At 61.3% G+C, this 14,079-nt stretch carries 18 protein-coding genes and 1 pseudogene; 9 read left to right on the forward strand and 10 right to left on the reverse strand.

The annotated features are described in order from the left end of the window. Positions 1 to 93 precede the first annotated feature (93 nt). From C4J88_RS15610 to C4J88_RS15625, 4 genes are all read right to left on the reverse strand, one after another. Complete coding sequence (locus C4J88_RS15610) at positions 94 to 1,509, reverse strand: DNA polymerase Y family protein (RefSeq protein ID WP_124407487.1); 1,416 nt, start codon at positions 1,507 to 1,509, stop codon at positions 94 to 96. Between the two features lie 7 nt (positions 1,510 to 1,516). Continuing rightward, on the reverse strand, positions 1,517 to 2,131 hold the full coding sequence (imuA, locus tag C4J88_RS15615) for a translesion DNA synthesis-associated protein ImuA (RefSeq protein WP_124407488.1): 615 nt from the start codon (positions 2,129 to 2,131) through the stop codon (positions 1,517 to 1,519). Further along, positions 2,131 to 2,748, reverse strand: a complete 618-nt coding sequence (gene lexA / locus C4J88_RS15620) for a transcriptional repressor LexA (RefSeq protein ID WP_124367318.1) — start codon at positions 2,746 to 2,748, stop codon at positions 2,131 to 2,133. The genes imuA and lexA overlap by 1 nt, the downstream gene beginning before the upstream one ends. A 225-nt stretch (positions 2,749 to 2,973) precedes the next feature. After that, the gene (locus C4J88_RS15625) at positions 2,974 to 3,561 is read right to left on the reverse strand and encodes an NUDIX domain-containing protein (protein WP_124367319.1); all 588 of its coding nucleotides are present in this window, start codon (positions 3,559 to 3,561) and stop codon (positions 2,974 to 2,976) included. A gap of 182 nt (positions 3,562 to 3,743) precedes the next feature. On the opposite strand from C4J88_RS15625, the gene C4J88_RS15630 reads away from it, so the two are divergent. Further along, positions 3,744 to 4,670 (forward strand): alpha/beta hydrolase, encoded by a 927-nt coding sequence (locus C4J88_RS15630; protein WP_124407489.1) that lies wholly within the window; start codon positions 3,744 to 3,746, stop codon positions 4,668 to 4,670. Positions 4,671 to 4,865: 195 nt separating this feature from the next. On the opposite strand, the gene C4J88_RS15635 is transcribed toward C4J88_RS15630, so the two are convergent. The 4 genes from C4J88_RS15635 to C4J88_RS15650 form a co-directional block, all read right to left on the reverse strand. Further along, positions 4,866 to 6,023 carry an alpha-hydroxy acid oxidase gene (locus tag C4J88_RS15635; protein ID WP_124407490.1) on the reverse strand — a complete coding sequence of 386 codons (1,158 nt, stop codon included), beginning with the start codon at positions 6,021 to 6,023 and terminating at the stop codon, positions 4,866 to 4,868. 68 nt (positions 6,024 to 6,091) lie between these two features. Beyond that, positions 6,092 to 6,829: a DUF72 domain-containing protein gene (locus tag C4J88_RS15640; protein WP_124407491.1), complete on the reverse strand. Its 738-nt coding sequence runs from the start codon at positions 6,827 to 6,829 to the stop codon at positions 6,092 to 6,094. Then, a complete protein-coding gene (locus C4J88_RS15645) occupies positions 6,826 to 7,257 on the reverse strand; it encodes a DNA methylase (RefSeq protein ID WP_124370978.1) in 432 nt (143 codons plus the stop codon). Before C4J88_RS15645 ends, C4J88_RS15640 begins: the two co-directional genes overlap by 4 nt. Positions 7,258 to 7,259: 2 nt before the next feature. Continuing rightward, a complete protein-coding gene (locus tag C4J88_RS15650) occupies positions 7,260 to 7,469 on the reverse strand; it encodes a hypothetical protein (RefSeq protein WP_124363186.1) in 210 nt (69 codons plus the stop codon). Positions 7,470 to 7,679: 210 nt separating this feature from the next. Between C4J88_RS15650 and C4J88_RS15655 the strand changes: the two genes are divergently transcribed. Further along, positions 7,680 to 8,183 carry a DUF4142 domain-containing protein gene (locus C4J88_RS15655; RefSeq protein ID WP_124407492.1) on the forward strand — a complete coding sequence of 168 codons (504 nt, stop codon included), beginning with the start codon at positions 7,680 to 7,682 and terminating at the stop codon, positions 8,181 to 8,183. A gap of 30 nt (positions 8,184 to 8,213) precedes the next feature. Then, the gene (locus tag C4J88_RS15660) at positions 8,214 to 8,774 is read left to right on the forward strand and encodes a type 1 glutamine amidotransferase domain-containing protein (RefSeq protein WP_124407493.1); all 561 of its coding nucleotides are present in this window, start codon (positions 8,214 to 8,216) and stop codon (positions 8,772 to 8,774) included. Positions 8,775 to 8,836: 62 nt separating this feature from the next. On the opposite strand, the gene C4J88_RS15665 is transcribed toward C4J88_RS15660, so the two are convergent. Next, entirely contained in the window at positions 8,837 to 9,043 is a 207-nt protein-coding gene (locus C4J88_RS15665) for a hypothetical protein (RefSeq protein WP_124363189.1), read from the reverse strand. A gap of 279 nt (positions 9,044 to 9,322) precedes the next feature. Between C4J88_RS15665 and C4J88_RS15670 the strand changes: the two genes are divergently transcribed. The 4 genes and pseudogenes from C4J88_RS15670 to C4J88_RS28125 all read left to right on the forward strand — a co-directional run. Beyond that, positions 9,323 to 9,799, forward strand: a complete 477-nt coding sequence (locus C4J88_RS15670) for a hemerythrin domain-containing protein (RefSeq protein ID WP_124370981.1) — start codon at positions 9,323 to 9,325, stop codon at positions 9,797 to 9,799. Between the two features lie 380 nt (positions 9,800 to 10,179). After that, positions 10,180 to 10,788, forward strand: coding sequence for an SCO family protein (locus C4J88_RS15675; RefSeq protein WP_124407494.1), 609 nt, complete (start codon positions 10,180 to 10,182; stop codon positions 10,786 to 10,788). Continuing rightward, positions 10,788 to 11,270: a copper chaperone PCu(A)C gene (locus C4J88_RS15680; protein ID WP_124407495.1), complete on the forward strand. Its 483-nt coding sequence runs from the start codon at positions 10,788 to 10,790 to the stop codon at positions 11,268 to 11,270. The genes C4J88_RS15675 and C4J88_RS15680 overlap by 1 nt, the downstream gene beginning before the upstream one ends. Then, a pseudogene (locus C4J88_RS28125) lies at positions 11,260 to 11,607 on the forward strand (hypothetical protein); the annotation flags it as partial. The gene C4J88_RS15680 and the pseudogene C4J88_RS28125, both read left to right, overlap by 11 nt. A gap of 16 nt (positions 11,608 to 11,623) precedes the next feature. Here C4J88_RS28125 and C4J88_RS15690 read toward each other — a convergent pair. Next, positions 11,624 to 12,136 (reverse strand): GNAT family N-acetyltransferase, encoded by a 513-nt coding sequence (locus C4J88_RS15690; protein ID WP_124407496.1) that lies wholly within the window; start codon positions 12,134 to 12,136, stop codon positions 11,624 to 11,626. Between the two features lie 212 nt (positions 12,137 to 12,348). On the opposite strand from C4J88_RS15690, the gene C4J88_RS15695 reads away from it, so the two are divergent. Both C4J88_RS15695 and C4J88_RS15700 read left to right on the forward strand, forming a co-directional pair. After that, entirely contained in the window at positions 12,349 to 13,638 is a 1,290-nt protein-coding gene (locus C4J88_RS15695) for an NAD(P)/FAD-dependent oxidoreductase (protein WP_124407497.1), read from the forward strand. A 22-nt stretch (positions 13,639 to 13,660) separates the two neighbouring features. Then, positions 13,661 to 14,071: a RidA family protein gene (locus C4J88_RS15700; protein ID WP_124404468.1), complete on the forward strand. Its 411-nt coding sequence runs from the start codon at positions 13,661 to 13,663 to the stop codon at positions 14,069 to 14,071. The last annotated feature ends 8 nt before the right edge of the window (positions 14,072 to 14,079 follow it).

Genomic DNA, 14,079 nt, shown 5'->3' on the forward strand with positions numbered 1-14,079 from the left:
CAAGGGCACCGCATTCATTCCGGTGCCGCGCGTTATCGTTAACCACTTTCGCGAGCAAGCTCGCTCCTACAGAGGGTGGCGACCTATGGGCTTTCATGCAAACCAGCCTTGCAGCCACAGGCCATCCTGTTGCCCCACCGTGCGGTAGGCCCAGCCTTGCTGGCCGGTGCGGGTCTGGATGAGGTAATAGTCGCGGCGAATATCGGCGCCATCCCACCAGCCGGATTCGATGCGTTCCGGCCCCATCAAAATCTGTACGCCCTGCTCGGCCAGCAAGGTCGGTTGGTTCAACAACCAGCCAGGGCGCCGGACCTTGTTCAGGCTCGGGCATGGGTGGTTGTCGACGGTGGCTTGCCAGGCGCATTCAGGGCGATGGTCGGCGTGGAAACGCAGGCCCTGCACTGCCTCATCGCCCAGGCGCGCGCGCAGGCGTTCGCGCAATTGCTCCCAGGGCAGGGACTGTTGCGGGCGGTCGTCGAACAGGTCCTGGCGCTGCGGCACGAATACCGGCAAGTCCTGGGCCACCAGGCGAAACCCGCGCACCGGTGCAGTGACTTGCACCTGCTCCAATCGCCCCCGGGCCAGTTCGAACAGCATCGAAGGCTCGCGCTCGGCGCTCAGCAGGCCGACCTTGATCACACTGTCCGCTGCCTGGGCATGTTCCAGGTGCAGGTCGAAACGCTGCACGCCGCTGTCTCGCCCGCACAGGAAGGCGGCCAGGTCGGCGGTCAGACGGCGCAAGGGAAACAGCAGTGCCTGGTGGGATTGCACATCGAAATTCAACTCGATGCGTACATCGAATTGGTCCGGCGGTTGATAGAAACCCAGGGGCAACGGCCGCTGCCCGCTCAGGGCGTCGACGTGCTTGAGCAGGCTGGCGTCAAAGCGCCGCGCCAGGGTATGCCGAGGCAGCGCTTGCACTTGGGCCAAGGTGCGCAGGCCCATGCGCGACAACGCGGTGGCGGCCTGCGGTTCAATCCCGGCGCGGTCGACCGGCAGCGGCGCCAGGGCCTGCATCAAGGCGCTGTCGTCGGCCACCGCCAGGCCATCGTAACGGTTGGCCAACACCCGTGCCGCCGCCGGGTTGGGCGCGGCAACGATGCGGTGACGGAAGCCCAGCTCGGTCAACTCTTTGCGCAAACGCGCCTCGAACTGCGGCCAGGGCCCGAACAGGCCCAGGCTCGACTCGATCTCGAACAGCAAGGCGCGTGGGTAATACACGCTGACCTGGGAACTGAAGCGGTAGGCCCAGGCGGCGAGAAACTGCTGCCAACGCTCGATTTCCAGCGGGTCGTACTCGGCACAGGCGAAGGTTTTGGCCAGCGCATGCGCCGCCGTCAGCGACTGGCCGGGGCGCAACCCCAGGGCGCGGGCGGCGGCATTGACGGTTTGCAGCACGCGCCGCTGCGGCGTACCGGCCAGCAGTGCCAGCGGTTGGTCGGGCTCGGGATGGGCCCGCAGCACCCCGTCCAGCGCCAATTGCGGGAAGACAATACAGACCCAGCGCATGGCAACCTCAATGCCCCGCCAGGGCAATCGGCGCCGGATGGGCCAGGCCGCCCCGGCATTTGAGCACGCGCACTTGCGCAGGCCTTGCCTCGACCGCCAGGCGCAAAGCGGCCGGCGATGGGTTGATCGCTTCACTCAAGGCGCGCCAGGCAAACGCCAGGGTTTGCCCGGTTTCCGCGGCCACCTGCAAACGGCGCAAGGCACGGTCATCGGCCTTGCGCGGCCAACACAACACCGCGCCACAACTGCCGGAGCGCAGGCATTGCTCCACCGCCCACAGCGCGTCGTGCTCCTGGGCCTGGATCACCGCGAGCTGACGCACATCTACCCCGGCGTTCTGCCAGGCATGGGGATACGGCGTGTAGGGCGGTGCCACCAGCACAATACGTTCGCCCATCGTCGACAAGCGCGCCAGGGTTGGCAGCACCAGTTGCAGCTCGCCCACACCGTCCTTGGCCATCAGGATTTCACTCAAGGCCGCCTCCGGCCAGCCGCCGCTGGGCAGCACCGCATCCAGCGCCGCAAGCCCGGTGGGATGCACACTGGCCGGTGGCGCGGCGGGCCGACCCTTCCAGACTCGCCCGCCATTGAACAGCGAGTCCAGGGCAACCACGGCGCCCATCAGCCTTGCCTCACCAGGCCGCAGAACACCCCTTCGATGGCCAGGTCCTGATCGACCCCGACCACGATGGGTTGATACGCCGGGTTGCGCGGCAGCAGGCGCACCTTGTCGCCATGGCGCTCGAAACGCTTGATGGTGACTTCACCGTCCAGGCGCGCCACCACAATTTGCCCGTTCAAGGCCTCGGCACTGCGCCGCACGCCCACCAGGTCACCATCGAGAATGCCGTCTTCGATCATCGAATCGCCCTGCACGCGCAGCAGGTAGTCCGGGGTCTTGGCGAAGGTGGCGGGGTCCAGCTGCAGGCGATTGTGCACTTCGGCATCCGCGCCGATGGGCAGGCCTGCGGCCACACGGCCGAGCACCGGGATGTCCAGCCATTCCGGGCGCGGCGGTTGGTTGAGCAGGCGAATCCCCCGGGCCTGGTTGGGGTTGACCTCGATAAAGCCGGCTTCGGTCAGGGCCACCACATGCTTGCGGGCGACGCTGCGCGAGGCAAAGCCGAACGCCTCGGCGATCTCGGCGAGGCTCGGAGGCTGACCTTGCTGCGCGATGCGCTCGCGGATGAAGGTCAGGATGGCGGTGCGGCGGGGGGTCAGGGTCGTCATGGAGTACATTTGTACTCTTGTGGGAAATTTCTGACAATAGCCGTCAGTCGGCGGGGGCTTGCCCTGATGCCAGCCAGTTAAGGCTTTTTGTAGGAGCGAGCTTGCTCGCGAAGAACTCAGCGCCTCCGCGGTTATTCAGAATGAACGCGCTGCCTGGACGTTTTTCGCGAGCAAGCTCGCTCCTATAGTTGACTGGAGCGAGCCTCCACCTTTTGATCTTCATGCTCGATCGAGCTACCACCGTTCTTTCAACATGCGCAGTTCCAAATGCTGCAGCAGCATGATGGTCTTGCCATCCACGATTTCCCCACTGGCCACCATCTCCAGCGCCTGCTCGAACCCCAGTTCCAGCACTTCGATATCCTCGCCCTCCTCCGCCAGGCCGCCGCCAGCCCCAACCCGGTCGCCCGGCTGGTATTCACCGATAAAAAAGTGAATCCGCTCGGTCACCGACCCCGGGCTCATGAACGCCGCATAGATTTTCTCGACATGCCCCACGCGGTAGCCGGTTTCTTCCTCGGCCTCCAGGCGGATGCGCTCTTCGGGGCTGGCGTTGTCAAGCAACCCGGCCGCCGCTTCGATCAGGTAGCCGGCGTAATCGTTGACAAACGTGGGCATGCGGAACTGGCGGATCAGCAGCACCGTGCGCTGCTCGCGGTTGTACAACAGGATGGTCGCACCGTTGCCCCGGTCGTACACCTCGCGGGTCTGGGCTTGCCAACTGCCGTCACGGCGGCGCAGCTCGAAGCTGTATTTCTTCAGGAGGTACCAGTTGTCCGAAAGGGTTTCTTCGGCGGTGATGCGCACGGGGCTGTTGTCCATGGTCGGGCCTTTGCTCAAAGAAACGGAGCATCGCGTGCAGGTCATGCAGCGTCAAGCCGGTCGCCCCGCTGCATCGCTGCAACACTTTGCAAGCAATCCTGGGTCACGGCCGTCGCATTAATTTCTCCCCCGCCCGGGCCATCTGGTACAACCCGTGCTTCGCCCTTTGTAATGGAACCTTCATGTCATCTCGTTCTATGCCCCGCCGGGGCCTGCGCTGGCTGGCGCTGCTGTGCATGGCCGTGTTGATCGTCGGCCTGCCGGTGGGCTGCGCCGTGCTGCAACACAAGGAGCGCGAACTGGTATTTCGCATTGAGCCGGGCACTGCAGGCTGGTACACCGGGCTGCCCAATGCCGTACAGGAGTTCGATATCAAGCCCGCCGCCTTCAAAGCCGGCCAGAATATTCATGGCTGGTGGTACCCGGCCGCGCAGAAAGATGCGCCCGCCATTCTCTACCTGCACGGCGTACGCTGGAACCTCACCGGCCAGCTGTTTCGCATCGAACAATTGCATGCCATGGGCTTTTCGGTGTTGGCCATCGACTATCGCGGTTTTGGCAAAAGCCAGGGCGACCTGCCTTCGGAAACCACGGTATATGAAGACGCACGCATCGCCTGGGAGCGCTTCCAGACCTTGCAACCCGACCCCGGAAAACGCCTGCTCTACGGGCATTCCCTGGGTGGCGCGGTGGCCATCGACCTCGCCGCAGAGTTGAGTAAGCAGGTACCGCTGCCGGTGCGCGGGCTGGTGATCGAATCCACGTTCACTTCCCTGGGAGATGTTGCCACGGCGGTTGCCAATACCTCGTTGCCGGTACGCTGGTTGCTCTCGCAGAAATTCGATTCCATCGACAAGATGGCCGATATCCATATGCCATTGCTGGTGGTGCATGGCCTCGATGACCGCTACGTGCCACCGCGTTTCAGCCAGCAATTATTTGAAGCCGCCCAGGAGCCCAAGCGGCTGTTACTGGTGCCGGGTGCCAGTCATAACAACAGCATGAGCCTGGCCGGGCGCGATTATGGCCAGGCGCTGCACAAGCTGATGCAAACGAGCATGCCTTCACCGCTGGTCACGCACTCCACAGGCCGCGTGGGCGACCCATAAATGCGCTTTTCGGCACTGGGTTCGCTCAGGCCTGTCAAGCGCAAACCCTGGCCATATTGGCCCACATTGCAAGTTGATCAAATATTGACCGCAGGTTAAATCGCCAACGCTGCCGGGCCCTTGCAAAGTTATCCACAGAGATACCCACGGTTTTCGTGGACAACTCTTTTTACTTTTTCAGGTTTTTTTTGCGCATCACGCGCCGTCAGGAAACGTGCCAGGCAGCAAGATCTCGCGATTCACCTCGCGTATATCGTTATAGCCACACAGTGCCATCGACACATCCAACTCACGGGCGATGATCTCGAGCGCTTTTGTCACGCCCGCTTCGCCCATCGCCCCCAAGCCATACAGGTGCGGGCGCCCGATCATGGTGCCCTTGGCGCCTAGTGCCATGGCCTTGAGTACATCCTGGCCGGAGCGAATCCCCCCGTCGAGCCACACTTCAATCCGATTGCCCACCGCCTCGACAATCGCCGGCAGCTGGCTGATGCTCGACGGCGCTCCATCCAGCTGGCGGCCGCCGTGGTTGCTGACCACCAACGCATCGGCGCCGGTATTGGCCGCCAGGCGCGCGTCCTCCACATCGAGGATGCCCTTGATGATCAGCTTGCCGCCCCAGCACTTCTTGATCCACTCCACATCGTCCCAGCTCAGGCGCGGGTCGAACTGCTGGGCGGTCCACGCCGACAGCGAACTCATATCGGCCACCCCCGTCACATGCCCGACGATATTGCCGAAGCCCCGTCGCTGGGTGCCCAGCATGCCCATCACCCAGCGCGGCTTGGTGATCATGTTGAGGATGTTCGGCAGGGTCAGCCTGGGCGGCGCGGACAGGCCGTTGATCAGGTCCTTGTGGCGCTGCCCGAGGATCTGCAGGTCCAGCGTCAACACCAACGCATCAACGCCAGCCGCCTTGGCCCGCTCGATCAAACGCTCGATAAACCCACGGTCGCGCATCACATACAACTGGAACCAGAAGGGCTGGCCGACGTGCTCGGCGATGTCTTCCAGCGAACAGATGCTCATGGTCGACAAGGTATAGCGCAGGCCAAACGCCGCAGCGGCGCGGGCGGTGAGAATCTCGCCATCGGCGTGCTGCATGCCCGCCAAGCCGGTGGGTGCCAGGGCTACCGGCATGGCCATGTCCTGGCCGATCATGCTGGCGCGAATCGAACGCTCATCGATATTGCGCGCCACGCGTTGACGGAATTTGATCCGGGCAAAGTCGCTTTCATTGGCCCGGTAGGTGCTCTCAGTCCAGGAGCCGGAATCGGCGTAGTCGTAGAACATCCGGGGGACACGTTTTTGCGCAAGCTTGCGTAAGTCTTCGATGGTTGTGATCAACGACATCGGGTCACCTCTCCCTGAACTGAAAACAAAGAGTACCCGGCCCTCGCCCAGCTAACCAGCCGTTGCGTTTATAAGCCTTGCCGAGCGTCGAGGTGCGGGTAGACGTCGAGCAGGTCGAGGGCATCGGCGACCGCATGGCCGCTGGCGGTATTGTCGAAAATGCACCAGGTGGGAATGCCCTCTTCAATCGACTGGCGCAGCAACCGCGCATACGCCTGCACCCGCTCGTGCCCATAGGCGCTGTGATAAATCCGCGGCGAGCCATGCAGACGCCAATAACGCACGCCGTGCCAGGCATCACCGGCAGCGATCACCGCAGGGTCGGCGCTGACCCAACCGATTTCGAGCGACTGCAACAGAGTTCCGGCCACGAGCCAACTGGCATGGCGCGGTTCCAGCACCACGGTACCGGCAAACCGTTGGCGCAGCGCCTCGAAAAAAGCGCCGGCAACCAGCGGCTCATACCTCAGGGACGGCGGCAGCTGCACCAACAGGCAACCCAGCTTCTCGTCCAGTTGCAGGCATTGCGCGAGAAACTCGTCCAAGGCAGTGCCACACTGCTGCAAGCGCAGTTCGTGGGTGATCCGCTTGGGCATCTTGACGGAAAAACGGAACCCCGCAGGCACCGACTCGCGCCAACGTTCGTAGGTTTTCGGCAGGTGAGGCCGATAAAACGAGCTGTTGATTTCCACCGCGTTGAAACGCGAGGCATAGCGTTGTAAATGCGTGCCCTGCTCAGCGAACGCCGGCCAATGCTCGCGGGGCAAGCTCCAGCCGGCGCAGCCCACATACAGAGGTGCTGTCAAAACAACACCGTGGCGGCATCGCGCATGAAAATCTCGATGGTCTTGGGGCCGACACCCTCGAACTCACCCAGGCGTTTTTCGAACGCCTGACGGTTATCGCTGGCCTCAAGCATACGGGTGATCTTGCCGCTGTACTCGGCGTTGAGCTTCGCACTCAGGTCCAACAGGCGCTGCGCCGTGGTTTCGTCGTAGCGCACGTAGTGCGCACGCCCCAACATCGCCACCAGCTCACGCGACGTGCAGTGTTGCAACTTGCGCGGAGTGTCGCGGCCCTCCTCTTCAACGATCACCTTGTAGGCTTGCGCGGCAATGGGCGCCTGAATGCGCTTGCCCATCAGGAAACTGGCGATAAACCACTTGAACAGGCCGGTGTCATCGCCGGGCTTGAGCGCGATGCCCAACTCGGCCGCGCTGATGGAACGGGCCATGCTCACTGCCCCTTGCTGAGCTTCTCGTTGATCGCATCCGTCTGGCGTTCGATGTCCTTGATCGAGGTTGGCGTCACGACCTTGTCGATGGTTTCGGTCTTGGGGTTCGGACGCTCCAGGGTCTGCCCCTTGGCGCCGTCGGCATGGCCTTTTTGCGCGTCTTCGGAACTGATGGGTGCAGGGGTTTTATCGGCGGGCGTGTGATCGGTCACAGTGCTATCTCCTGGCAATGACAGGCCACCCACAGCGGCGGCCCTATGCAGCAGAACCCTGGGAATTTGGATTAGTTCAAGGAAATTGCCCGGTTGGCCGCTGGGTCAATTCATGCAAAAAAAATTTAAACCTTTTGCGCAGGGCGTGGCTCAACACTGATGTAACAGCATGACGTAACGGCATCACGCCATTTCCCAAGGAGAGACACCATGACGACTCGACTGATGAAACAAATGGGCCTGACATTCGCGCTGGTTGCGGGCTCGATATCCACCGCGATGGCCGCCACGTCCAACGACTTCGTCGACAATGCCGCCCAGGGTGGTATCACCGAAGTGGAAGCCGGCAAGCTGGCCCTGGAAAAAAGCAGCGCGGCAGACGTGAAAACTTTTGCCCAACACATGATTACTGACCACACCAAAGCCAATCAGGAACTGATGGCCCTGGCGAAAAAACTCGACATCGAAGTACCGGATGACGCCGCCCTGACCGACAAGGCGAAGAAAGCCATCCTGGAAATGCGCGATGAGTCGTTCGATAAGGCGTACGCCAACAACCAGGTCGACGCCCATGAAAAAACCGTCGCTCTGTTCAAGAAGGAAGCCGAATCCTCGGACAACGCCGAGTTGAAGGCCTTCGCCACCAAGACGCTGCCAACCCTGGAAGCGCACCTGAAAATGGCCAAGGAGCTGCAAGCCAAACACGCCCATTAATCCTTCCATGACCCAAGGAGACACTCGACCATGAGTTCGCAACTCAACGGCAAGCACATCCTCGTCATCACCTCCAACACCGGCATCGAGCGTGACGAACTGCTCAAGCCCCTGCAAACCCTGCGTAGCTACGGCGCGACGGTAACGCACGCTTCCAGCAAAGGCGGCACCACCCAGACCTTTGTCGGCGATACGGAAAAGGACCAGACCGTGGAATCCGACGCGCAATTGTCGGATGTGGTCGGCGGCAACTTCGATGCACTGGTCATTCCCGGCGGCACCGTGAATGCCGACACCCTGCGCCAGGACGCCGCCGCGCTGCGCTTGATCAATGAGTTCGCCCAGGCCGGCAAGACCATCGCGGCGATCTGCCACGGCCCGTGGGCGTTGATCGACGCCGGCGTGGTCAAAGGCAAAACCCTCACCGCGTATAAAAGCGTGCGTATCGACCTGGAAAACGCCGGTGCCGCCGGCGTGGTCGATGCCCAGGTGCAGGAATGCAAAGCCAATGGCTGGACCTTGATCACTTCGCGCACGCCGGACGATCTGCCGGCGTTCAATGAAGCGATTGCCAAGGCAGTCGCGGGCTGATCTTCAGGTCGCAACCAAAACAGGCGCCCCATGGGCGCCTGTTTTTTTATCGCTGAATGTTTTTAGTTTTTGCGCTCTTGCGCCATCTCACGCTTGGGCCCGAACATCGCCCAGGCGATCAGCCCCAGCAGCGGTACGAAGACCAGCACCACCACCCACAAGCCCTTGGTTTCCCAACCCCCGGTGCTGCGCAATACGATATTGATCGCCCACAATTCCAAGAGCAGCAGAATCACCGCCAGTACGATCCAGATATAGTTTATTTCCATGTTTCACCTCCTGAGGTCTAAGGCTTAGGTCAAGCAGAAGCGCCAAGGGTTCCATTGGATTTTTTCAACCGGAACCTGGGCCAACGCGGTAAATGTGCGTTGTGCAATCCCGGCAACGACCGATCATGCAACCTGCACGACAGCGAAACGCTAGCTTGACGCTATCTATATAATTTTTAAGACAATTTGTTTTACGGAAAAGTTGGTACGCGTCATGCAATCTTCTGACTCACGAGGCGTGCGTTTCGACATGCCCGACTACTACCCGTGAGGTTCCACATGAATGCCATCGACCTTCTCAAAGCCGACCATGAACGCGTCAAGACCCTGCTGACCCAACTGAGCGAATCCACCGAGCGCGGGGTGAAAAAACGCACCGAGTTGCTGGCCAAGCTGGAGATGGAAATTACCCTGCATACCAAGCTGGAAGAAGAAATCCTCTACCCGGCTTTCAGGGAAGCCGGCGGTAAGGAACAGGACATCATGTACCACGAAGCCAAGGAGGAGCACCGCACCGTCGATTCACTGGTGCTGCCTGACCTGAAGCAGACCGATCCGTCTTCCACCGAGTTTTCTGGCCGCGTCAAAGTGGTCAAGGAGCTGCTGGAACACCATATCGAAGAAGAAGAAACCGAGATGTTTCCCCAGGCCAAGAAACTGCTGGGCAAGGCGAAGCTGGACGAGCTGGGCGCGCAAATGGAAGCGATGAAAGCAACTTACAAGAAGTCTCTGGCGAGTAAGCCACTGGCCGCGTGATCCGCTGTTTTCAAACCCTTCCCTGATTTGCGGTAGCGACAGGCCTGCTCACAGGCCCTGTCGCGTTCCATCGCAACTGAAAAATCATGAATATGATCGCGACGGTAACGGCGCTGCACTCGAGCAGGCAAAGTAGTTCGGGATGTTACTGGAACACCGGTCAGCCAAGCCTTAATCGGAAACCGAGACGCCCCTTTTCATGCGCCGCCGCTACCACCGAACCCGCAAAAGGACGCAGCGCAATGCTGCCCTGTGGCAGAACGTCGCAGATTACGCGCGGTGACCAAGGTTGGTAGACTCTGCACCCTTCTCGTTACTCCTTTTCAAAGCCGGGTGGGCCGCTGCACAGCCATTCAGGCGTTTCACAGGACGCACAGTTGATGAGTACGTTATTCACCCGTCGCAAAGTGCTGACCGGCATGGGCCTGTTGGGCCTGGGCAGCCTGCTGGGCGGCTGTGACTACAGCCCCAAGCTGAATTTCAAGTACGGCAAGGACCTCAGTGACAAGATCATGGGGCGCACCTTCAAGCTCAAGAACACCGCCGGCGAAACCGTCACCCTCAGCTCGTACCGTGGCCTGATGCCCGTGGTGTTCTTCGGCTTTACCCAATGCCCGGCGGTCTGCCCGACCACCCTGGCACGCGCCGCCCAGGCCAAGAAGCTGATGGGCCGCGACGGTGAAATCATGCAGGTGGTGTTCATCACCCTGGACCCCGAGCGCGACACCCCCGAGATTCTCGACAAATACGTCAAGGCCTTCGATCCGAGTTTCGAAGCCCTCTACGGCACCCCGCAGGAAATCGCCGTGGCCGCCAAGGAATTCGGGATCTTTTATGAAAAGATCCCCGCCGGCGCCACCTACACCCTGTCCCACACCGCCACCAGCTTCGTGTTCGACACCCGTGGCAACCTGCGCCTTGGCTTGCAGGCGTCCCTTACCGCTAAAGAGTGTGCAGAAGACCTGCTCACCGTCATGGAGGTCTGCTAATGACTGCCGTTCAACACCTCAAGCGTCTCACCCTCGGCCTCACCCTGCTCGGCCTCGCCGCCCACGCCAGCGCCCAGGTGCAAGTGACCGACGCCTGGGTCCGCGCCACCGTGCCGGGCCAGCCCTCCAGCGGCGCGTTCATGACCGTCACCGCCGACAGCGACAGCCAGTTGCTGCGCGTAGCGTCGCCCGTGGCCAAGGACGTGCAGATCCATGAAATGAGCATGAAGGACGACGTAATGCGCATGGGCCCGGTGAACTCGGTGGCGCTGCCCGCCGGCAAAGCCGTGACCCTCGACCCGAATGGCTACCACGTCATGCTGATGGGCCTGACCGGCCAGATCAAGGAAGGCGACCAGGTGCCGCTGACCCTGACGGTAAAAGATGCCAAGGGCGCTGAGCAAAGCATTGAAGTGAAGGCTGCTGCGCGGGGTGTTGACGGGATGGACCACAGCCAGATGGACCACAGCAAGATGCATTGAGGCTCGAACCCGGCCGTGGCTGTATATCAGCCGCTACGGGCATATGCCTGGATTCGCGCTGCACTTTCATTTCATCCCCGTCTATGACTGGGTAGAGCAAGCGTTCTGGCAGGACGAACGCTATCGCACGCTGCACAATTTCGGCTCGCAAGCACAGGCCAAAACCCTGACCGATGGGGCTGAACTGACGCTGTTTGTAAAGATCGTTCCCACGCTCCCGCGTGGGAATGCAGCCCGTGACGCTCTGCGTCACCTGAGCGCAGTGGCTGGCAGGACGCAGAGCGTCCCGGAAGGCATTCCCACGCAGAGCATGGGAACGATCAGGGCTATACGGTGATCGACGGAGCAGGCGATTACGTAACCAGGCACTCGCTTTGGTCGCCTGCCGCACTGGAATTCTGCGCAAGCTTTTTCACCATCGGCACACACGCCAACACCAGTCCCGCTGGCGAGCGATACACCGCCTGCTCATGCCCCACATACCCGCACGCTCTATAAAAGCTCACCGCGTTCAACGTCGAGTCAAGCACCACCTCTGCAACCGCCCGCTGCCGCGCAACGTCTTCCAGGTGGTCAAGCATTGCCTTGCCATAACCGCGCCCGGTGAATGCGGACCTTACGAACAACGCCCCGAGTTCATTATTGGCCAGGTCAAGCATGCCCGTGACGACGGCTTCACCGTTCACCCACCCCAGGTAGAACAGTTTTTCCATCAGGATGCTGTAACCGTCGCTTGCGCGGCCTCGGGTCCAGAGCGCCATTTGCTCAGCGCTGTAGGCGCCAATGCACTGACTGCGAATGGCCTCGCGACGAATCTCAAACGCCCTGTCAGCGTCTTCTGGTGTGGCTCGTTTTATCTCTAGCACAGCACTCACCCTCTCCATGACTTTAAAAAATCCACCCTTAACCGTTTGTATTAATCGCCCTACCTCCTCCACCGAAGGCTATCTCAAGACACGCTGCATCCGATATTTATGCTCACTCCCAAGCTTAATAATATTTTATTAAAAACCACCCTCCCCCTAGCCTTGAAGTCATGCCCACGTTGAATCCAACTGCATGACGCAAGGACAGACACATGACTCAAGCAATAACAAAAACCGACACCCTGGTGGTCGGCGCCGGCCAGGCCGGCGTGGCCATGAGCGAGCATTTGAGCAAGCACGGCGTGCCGCACCTGGTGCTGGAGCGCAGTCGTATTGCCGAGCGCTGGCGCACCGGGCGCTGGGATTCACTGGTGGCCAACGGGCCGGCCTGGCATGACCGTTTTCCCGGCCTGGAATTCGATGATGTGGCCCCCGATGGCTTTGCGCCGAAGGAGCGCGTGGCGGACTACTTTGAAGCCTATGCGCGCAAGTTCAATGCGCCGATTCGTACGGGCGTGGAGGTGACGTCGGTGGTGCGCAATGAAGGCCGTCCAGGCTTTACCGTGCACACCAGCGAAGGCGTGATCGAAGCCAACCGCGTGGTGGCCGCCACCGGGCCGTTTCAGAAGCCGGTGATTCCGGCGATTGCGCCGACAGATACCGCGCTGCATCAGCTGCATTCCGCCGATTATCGCAACCCGGCGCAACTGCCGGCGGGCGCCGTGCTGGTGGTGGGTGCGGGCTCTTCCGGCGTACAAATCGCCGATGAACTGCAACGTTCCGGTCGTCAGGTGTACCTGTCGGTCGGCGCCCATGACCGTCCGCCTCGGGCTTATCGCAACCGGGATTTCTGCTGGTGGCTGGGGGTGCTGGGCGAGTGGGACCAGGCCGCGATGAAACCCGGCCGCGAGCACGTGACCATCGCGGTGAGCGGCGCCCACGGCGGCAAGACCATCGACTTTCGGGAACTGGCCCAGCAAGGCATGACCCTGGTTGGCCTCACCCAAGCGTTTAACGGCAGCGTCGCCACGTTCCAACCGAACCTGGTAGAGAATCTGGCCCGTGGCGATGAAAACTACCTGGCCCTGCTGGATGCGGCCGATGCCTACATAGAGCGCAACGGCCTCGACCTGCCGCTTGAGCCCGACGCCCGCCGCGTATTCCCCGATGCCGACTGCATTAAGCATCCGATCCTGGAACTAGACCTTGCCCAGGCCGGCATCACTTCGATTATCTGGGCCACCGGGTTTGCCGTGGACTACAGCTGGCTCAAGGTCGACGCATTCGACGCCGCTGGAAAGCCCCGGCACCAGCGCGGCGTAGCCAGCGAAGCCGGGATTTATTTCCTGGGGTTGCCATGGCAGTCGCGCCGTGGCTCGTCGTTTATCTGGGGCGTATGGCACGACGCCAAGTACGTCGCCGACCATATCGCCATTCAGCGTCAATACCTTGAGTACCGCGAAGCCGCCCCGGTGGCTCGCCCCTCCCCTGTCAGCGCCTGATCCCTTTGCCGGAGTTTTTTTTATGCCTACTCATACTCGCATCCGCATGTTCAACACCCAGGAAACCTACCCCAACCAAAGCCTGGACAACGACCTGTGCCAAGCCGTACGTGCCGGTAATACCGTGTATGTGCGCGGCCAGGTGGGCACCGATTTCGACGGCAACCTGATCGGCCTGGGCGACCCGCGTGCCCAGGCCGAACAAGCCATGCGCAACGTCAAGCAACTGCTTGAGGAAGCGGGCTCCGATCTGTCGCATATCGTCAAGACCACCACCTACCTGATCGACCCGCGCTACCGCGAACCGGTGTATCAGGAAGTCGGCAAGTGGCTCAAGGGCGTGTTCCCGATCTCCACCGGGCTGGTGGTTTCAGCGCTTGGCCAGCCGCAGTGGTTGATGGAAATCGATGTGATCGCGGTTATTCCAGAGTAAGGAGACTA

This window comes from Pseudomonas sp. R4-39-08, from assembly GCF_003852275.1.
Taxonomy (GTDB): Bacteria; Pseudomonadota; Gammaproteobacteria; order Pseudomonadales; family Pseudomonadaceae; genus Aquipseudomonas.

Coding starts and splice junctions, on each gene's coding strand:
- C4J88_RS15610 (WP_124407487.1), bottom strand. CDS start 1,509: ATGCGCTGGGTCTGTATTGTCTTCCCGCAATTGGCGCTGGACGGGGTG.
- imuA (WP_124407488.1), bottom strand. CDS start 2,131: ATGGGCGCCGTGGTTGCCCTGGACTCGCTGTTCAATGGCGGGCGAGTC.
- lexA (WP_124367318.1), bottom strand. CDS start 2,748: ATGTACTCCATGACGACCCTGACCCCCCGCCGCACCGCCATCCTGACC.
- C4J88_RS15625 (WP_124367319.1), bottom strand. CDS start 3,561: ATGGACAACAGCCCCGTGCGCATCACCGCCGAAGAAACCCTTTCGGAC.
- C4J88_RS15630 (WP_124407489.1), top strand. CDS start 3,744: ATGTCATCTCGTTCTATGCCCCGCCGGGGCCTGCGCTGGCTGGCGCTG.
- C4J88_RS15635 (WP_124407490.1), bottom strand. CDS start 6,023: ATGTCGTTGATCACAACCATCGAAGACTTACGCAAGCTTGCGCAAAAA.
- C4J88_RS15645 (WP_124370978.1), bottom strand. CDS start 7,257: ATGGCCCGTTCCATCAGCGCGGCCGAGTTGGGCATCGCGCTCAAGCCC.
- C4J88_RS15655 (WP_124407492.1), top strand. CDS start 7,680: ATGACGACTCGACTGATGAAACAAATGGGCCTGACATTCGCGCTGGTT.
- C4J88_RS15660 (WP_124407493.1), top strand. CDS start 8,214: ATGAGTTCGCAACTCAACGGCAAGCACATCCTCGTCATCACCTCCAAC.
- C4J88_RS15665 (WP_124363189.1), bottom strand. CDS start 9,043: ATGGAAATAAACTATATCTGGATCGTACTGGCGGTGATTCTGCTGCTC.
- C4J88_RS15670 (WP_124370981.1), top strand. CDS start 9,323: ATGAATGCCATCGACCTTCTCAAAGCCGACCATGAACGCGTCAAGACC.
- C4J88_RS15675 (WP_124407494.1), top strand. CDS start 10,180: ATGAGTACGTTATTCACCCGTCGCAAAGTGCTGACCGGCATGGGCCTG.
- C4J88_RS15680 (WP_124407495.1), top strand. CDS start 10,788: ATGACTGCCGTTCAACACCTCAAGCGTCTCACCCTCGGCCTCACCCTG.
- C4J88_RS15695 (WP_124407497.1), top strand. CDS start 12,349: ATGACTCAAGCAATAACAAAAACCGACACCCTGGTGGTCGGCGCCGGC.
- C4J88_RS15700 (WP_124404468.1), top strand. CDS start 13,661: ATGCCTACTCATACTCGCATCCGCATGTTCAACACCCAGGAAACCTAC.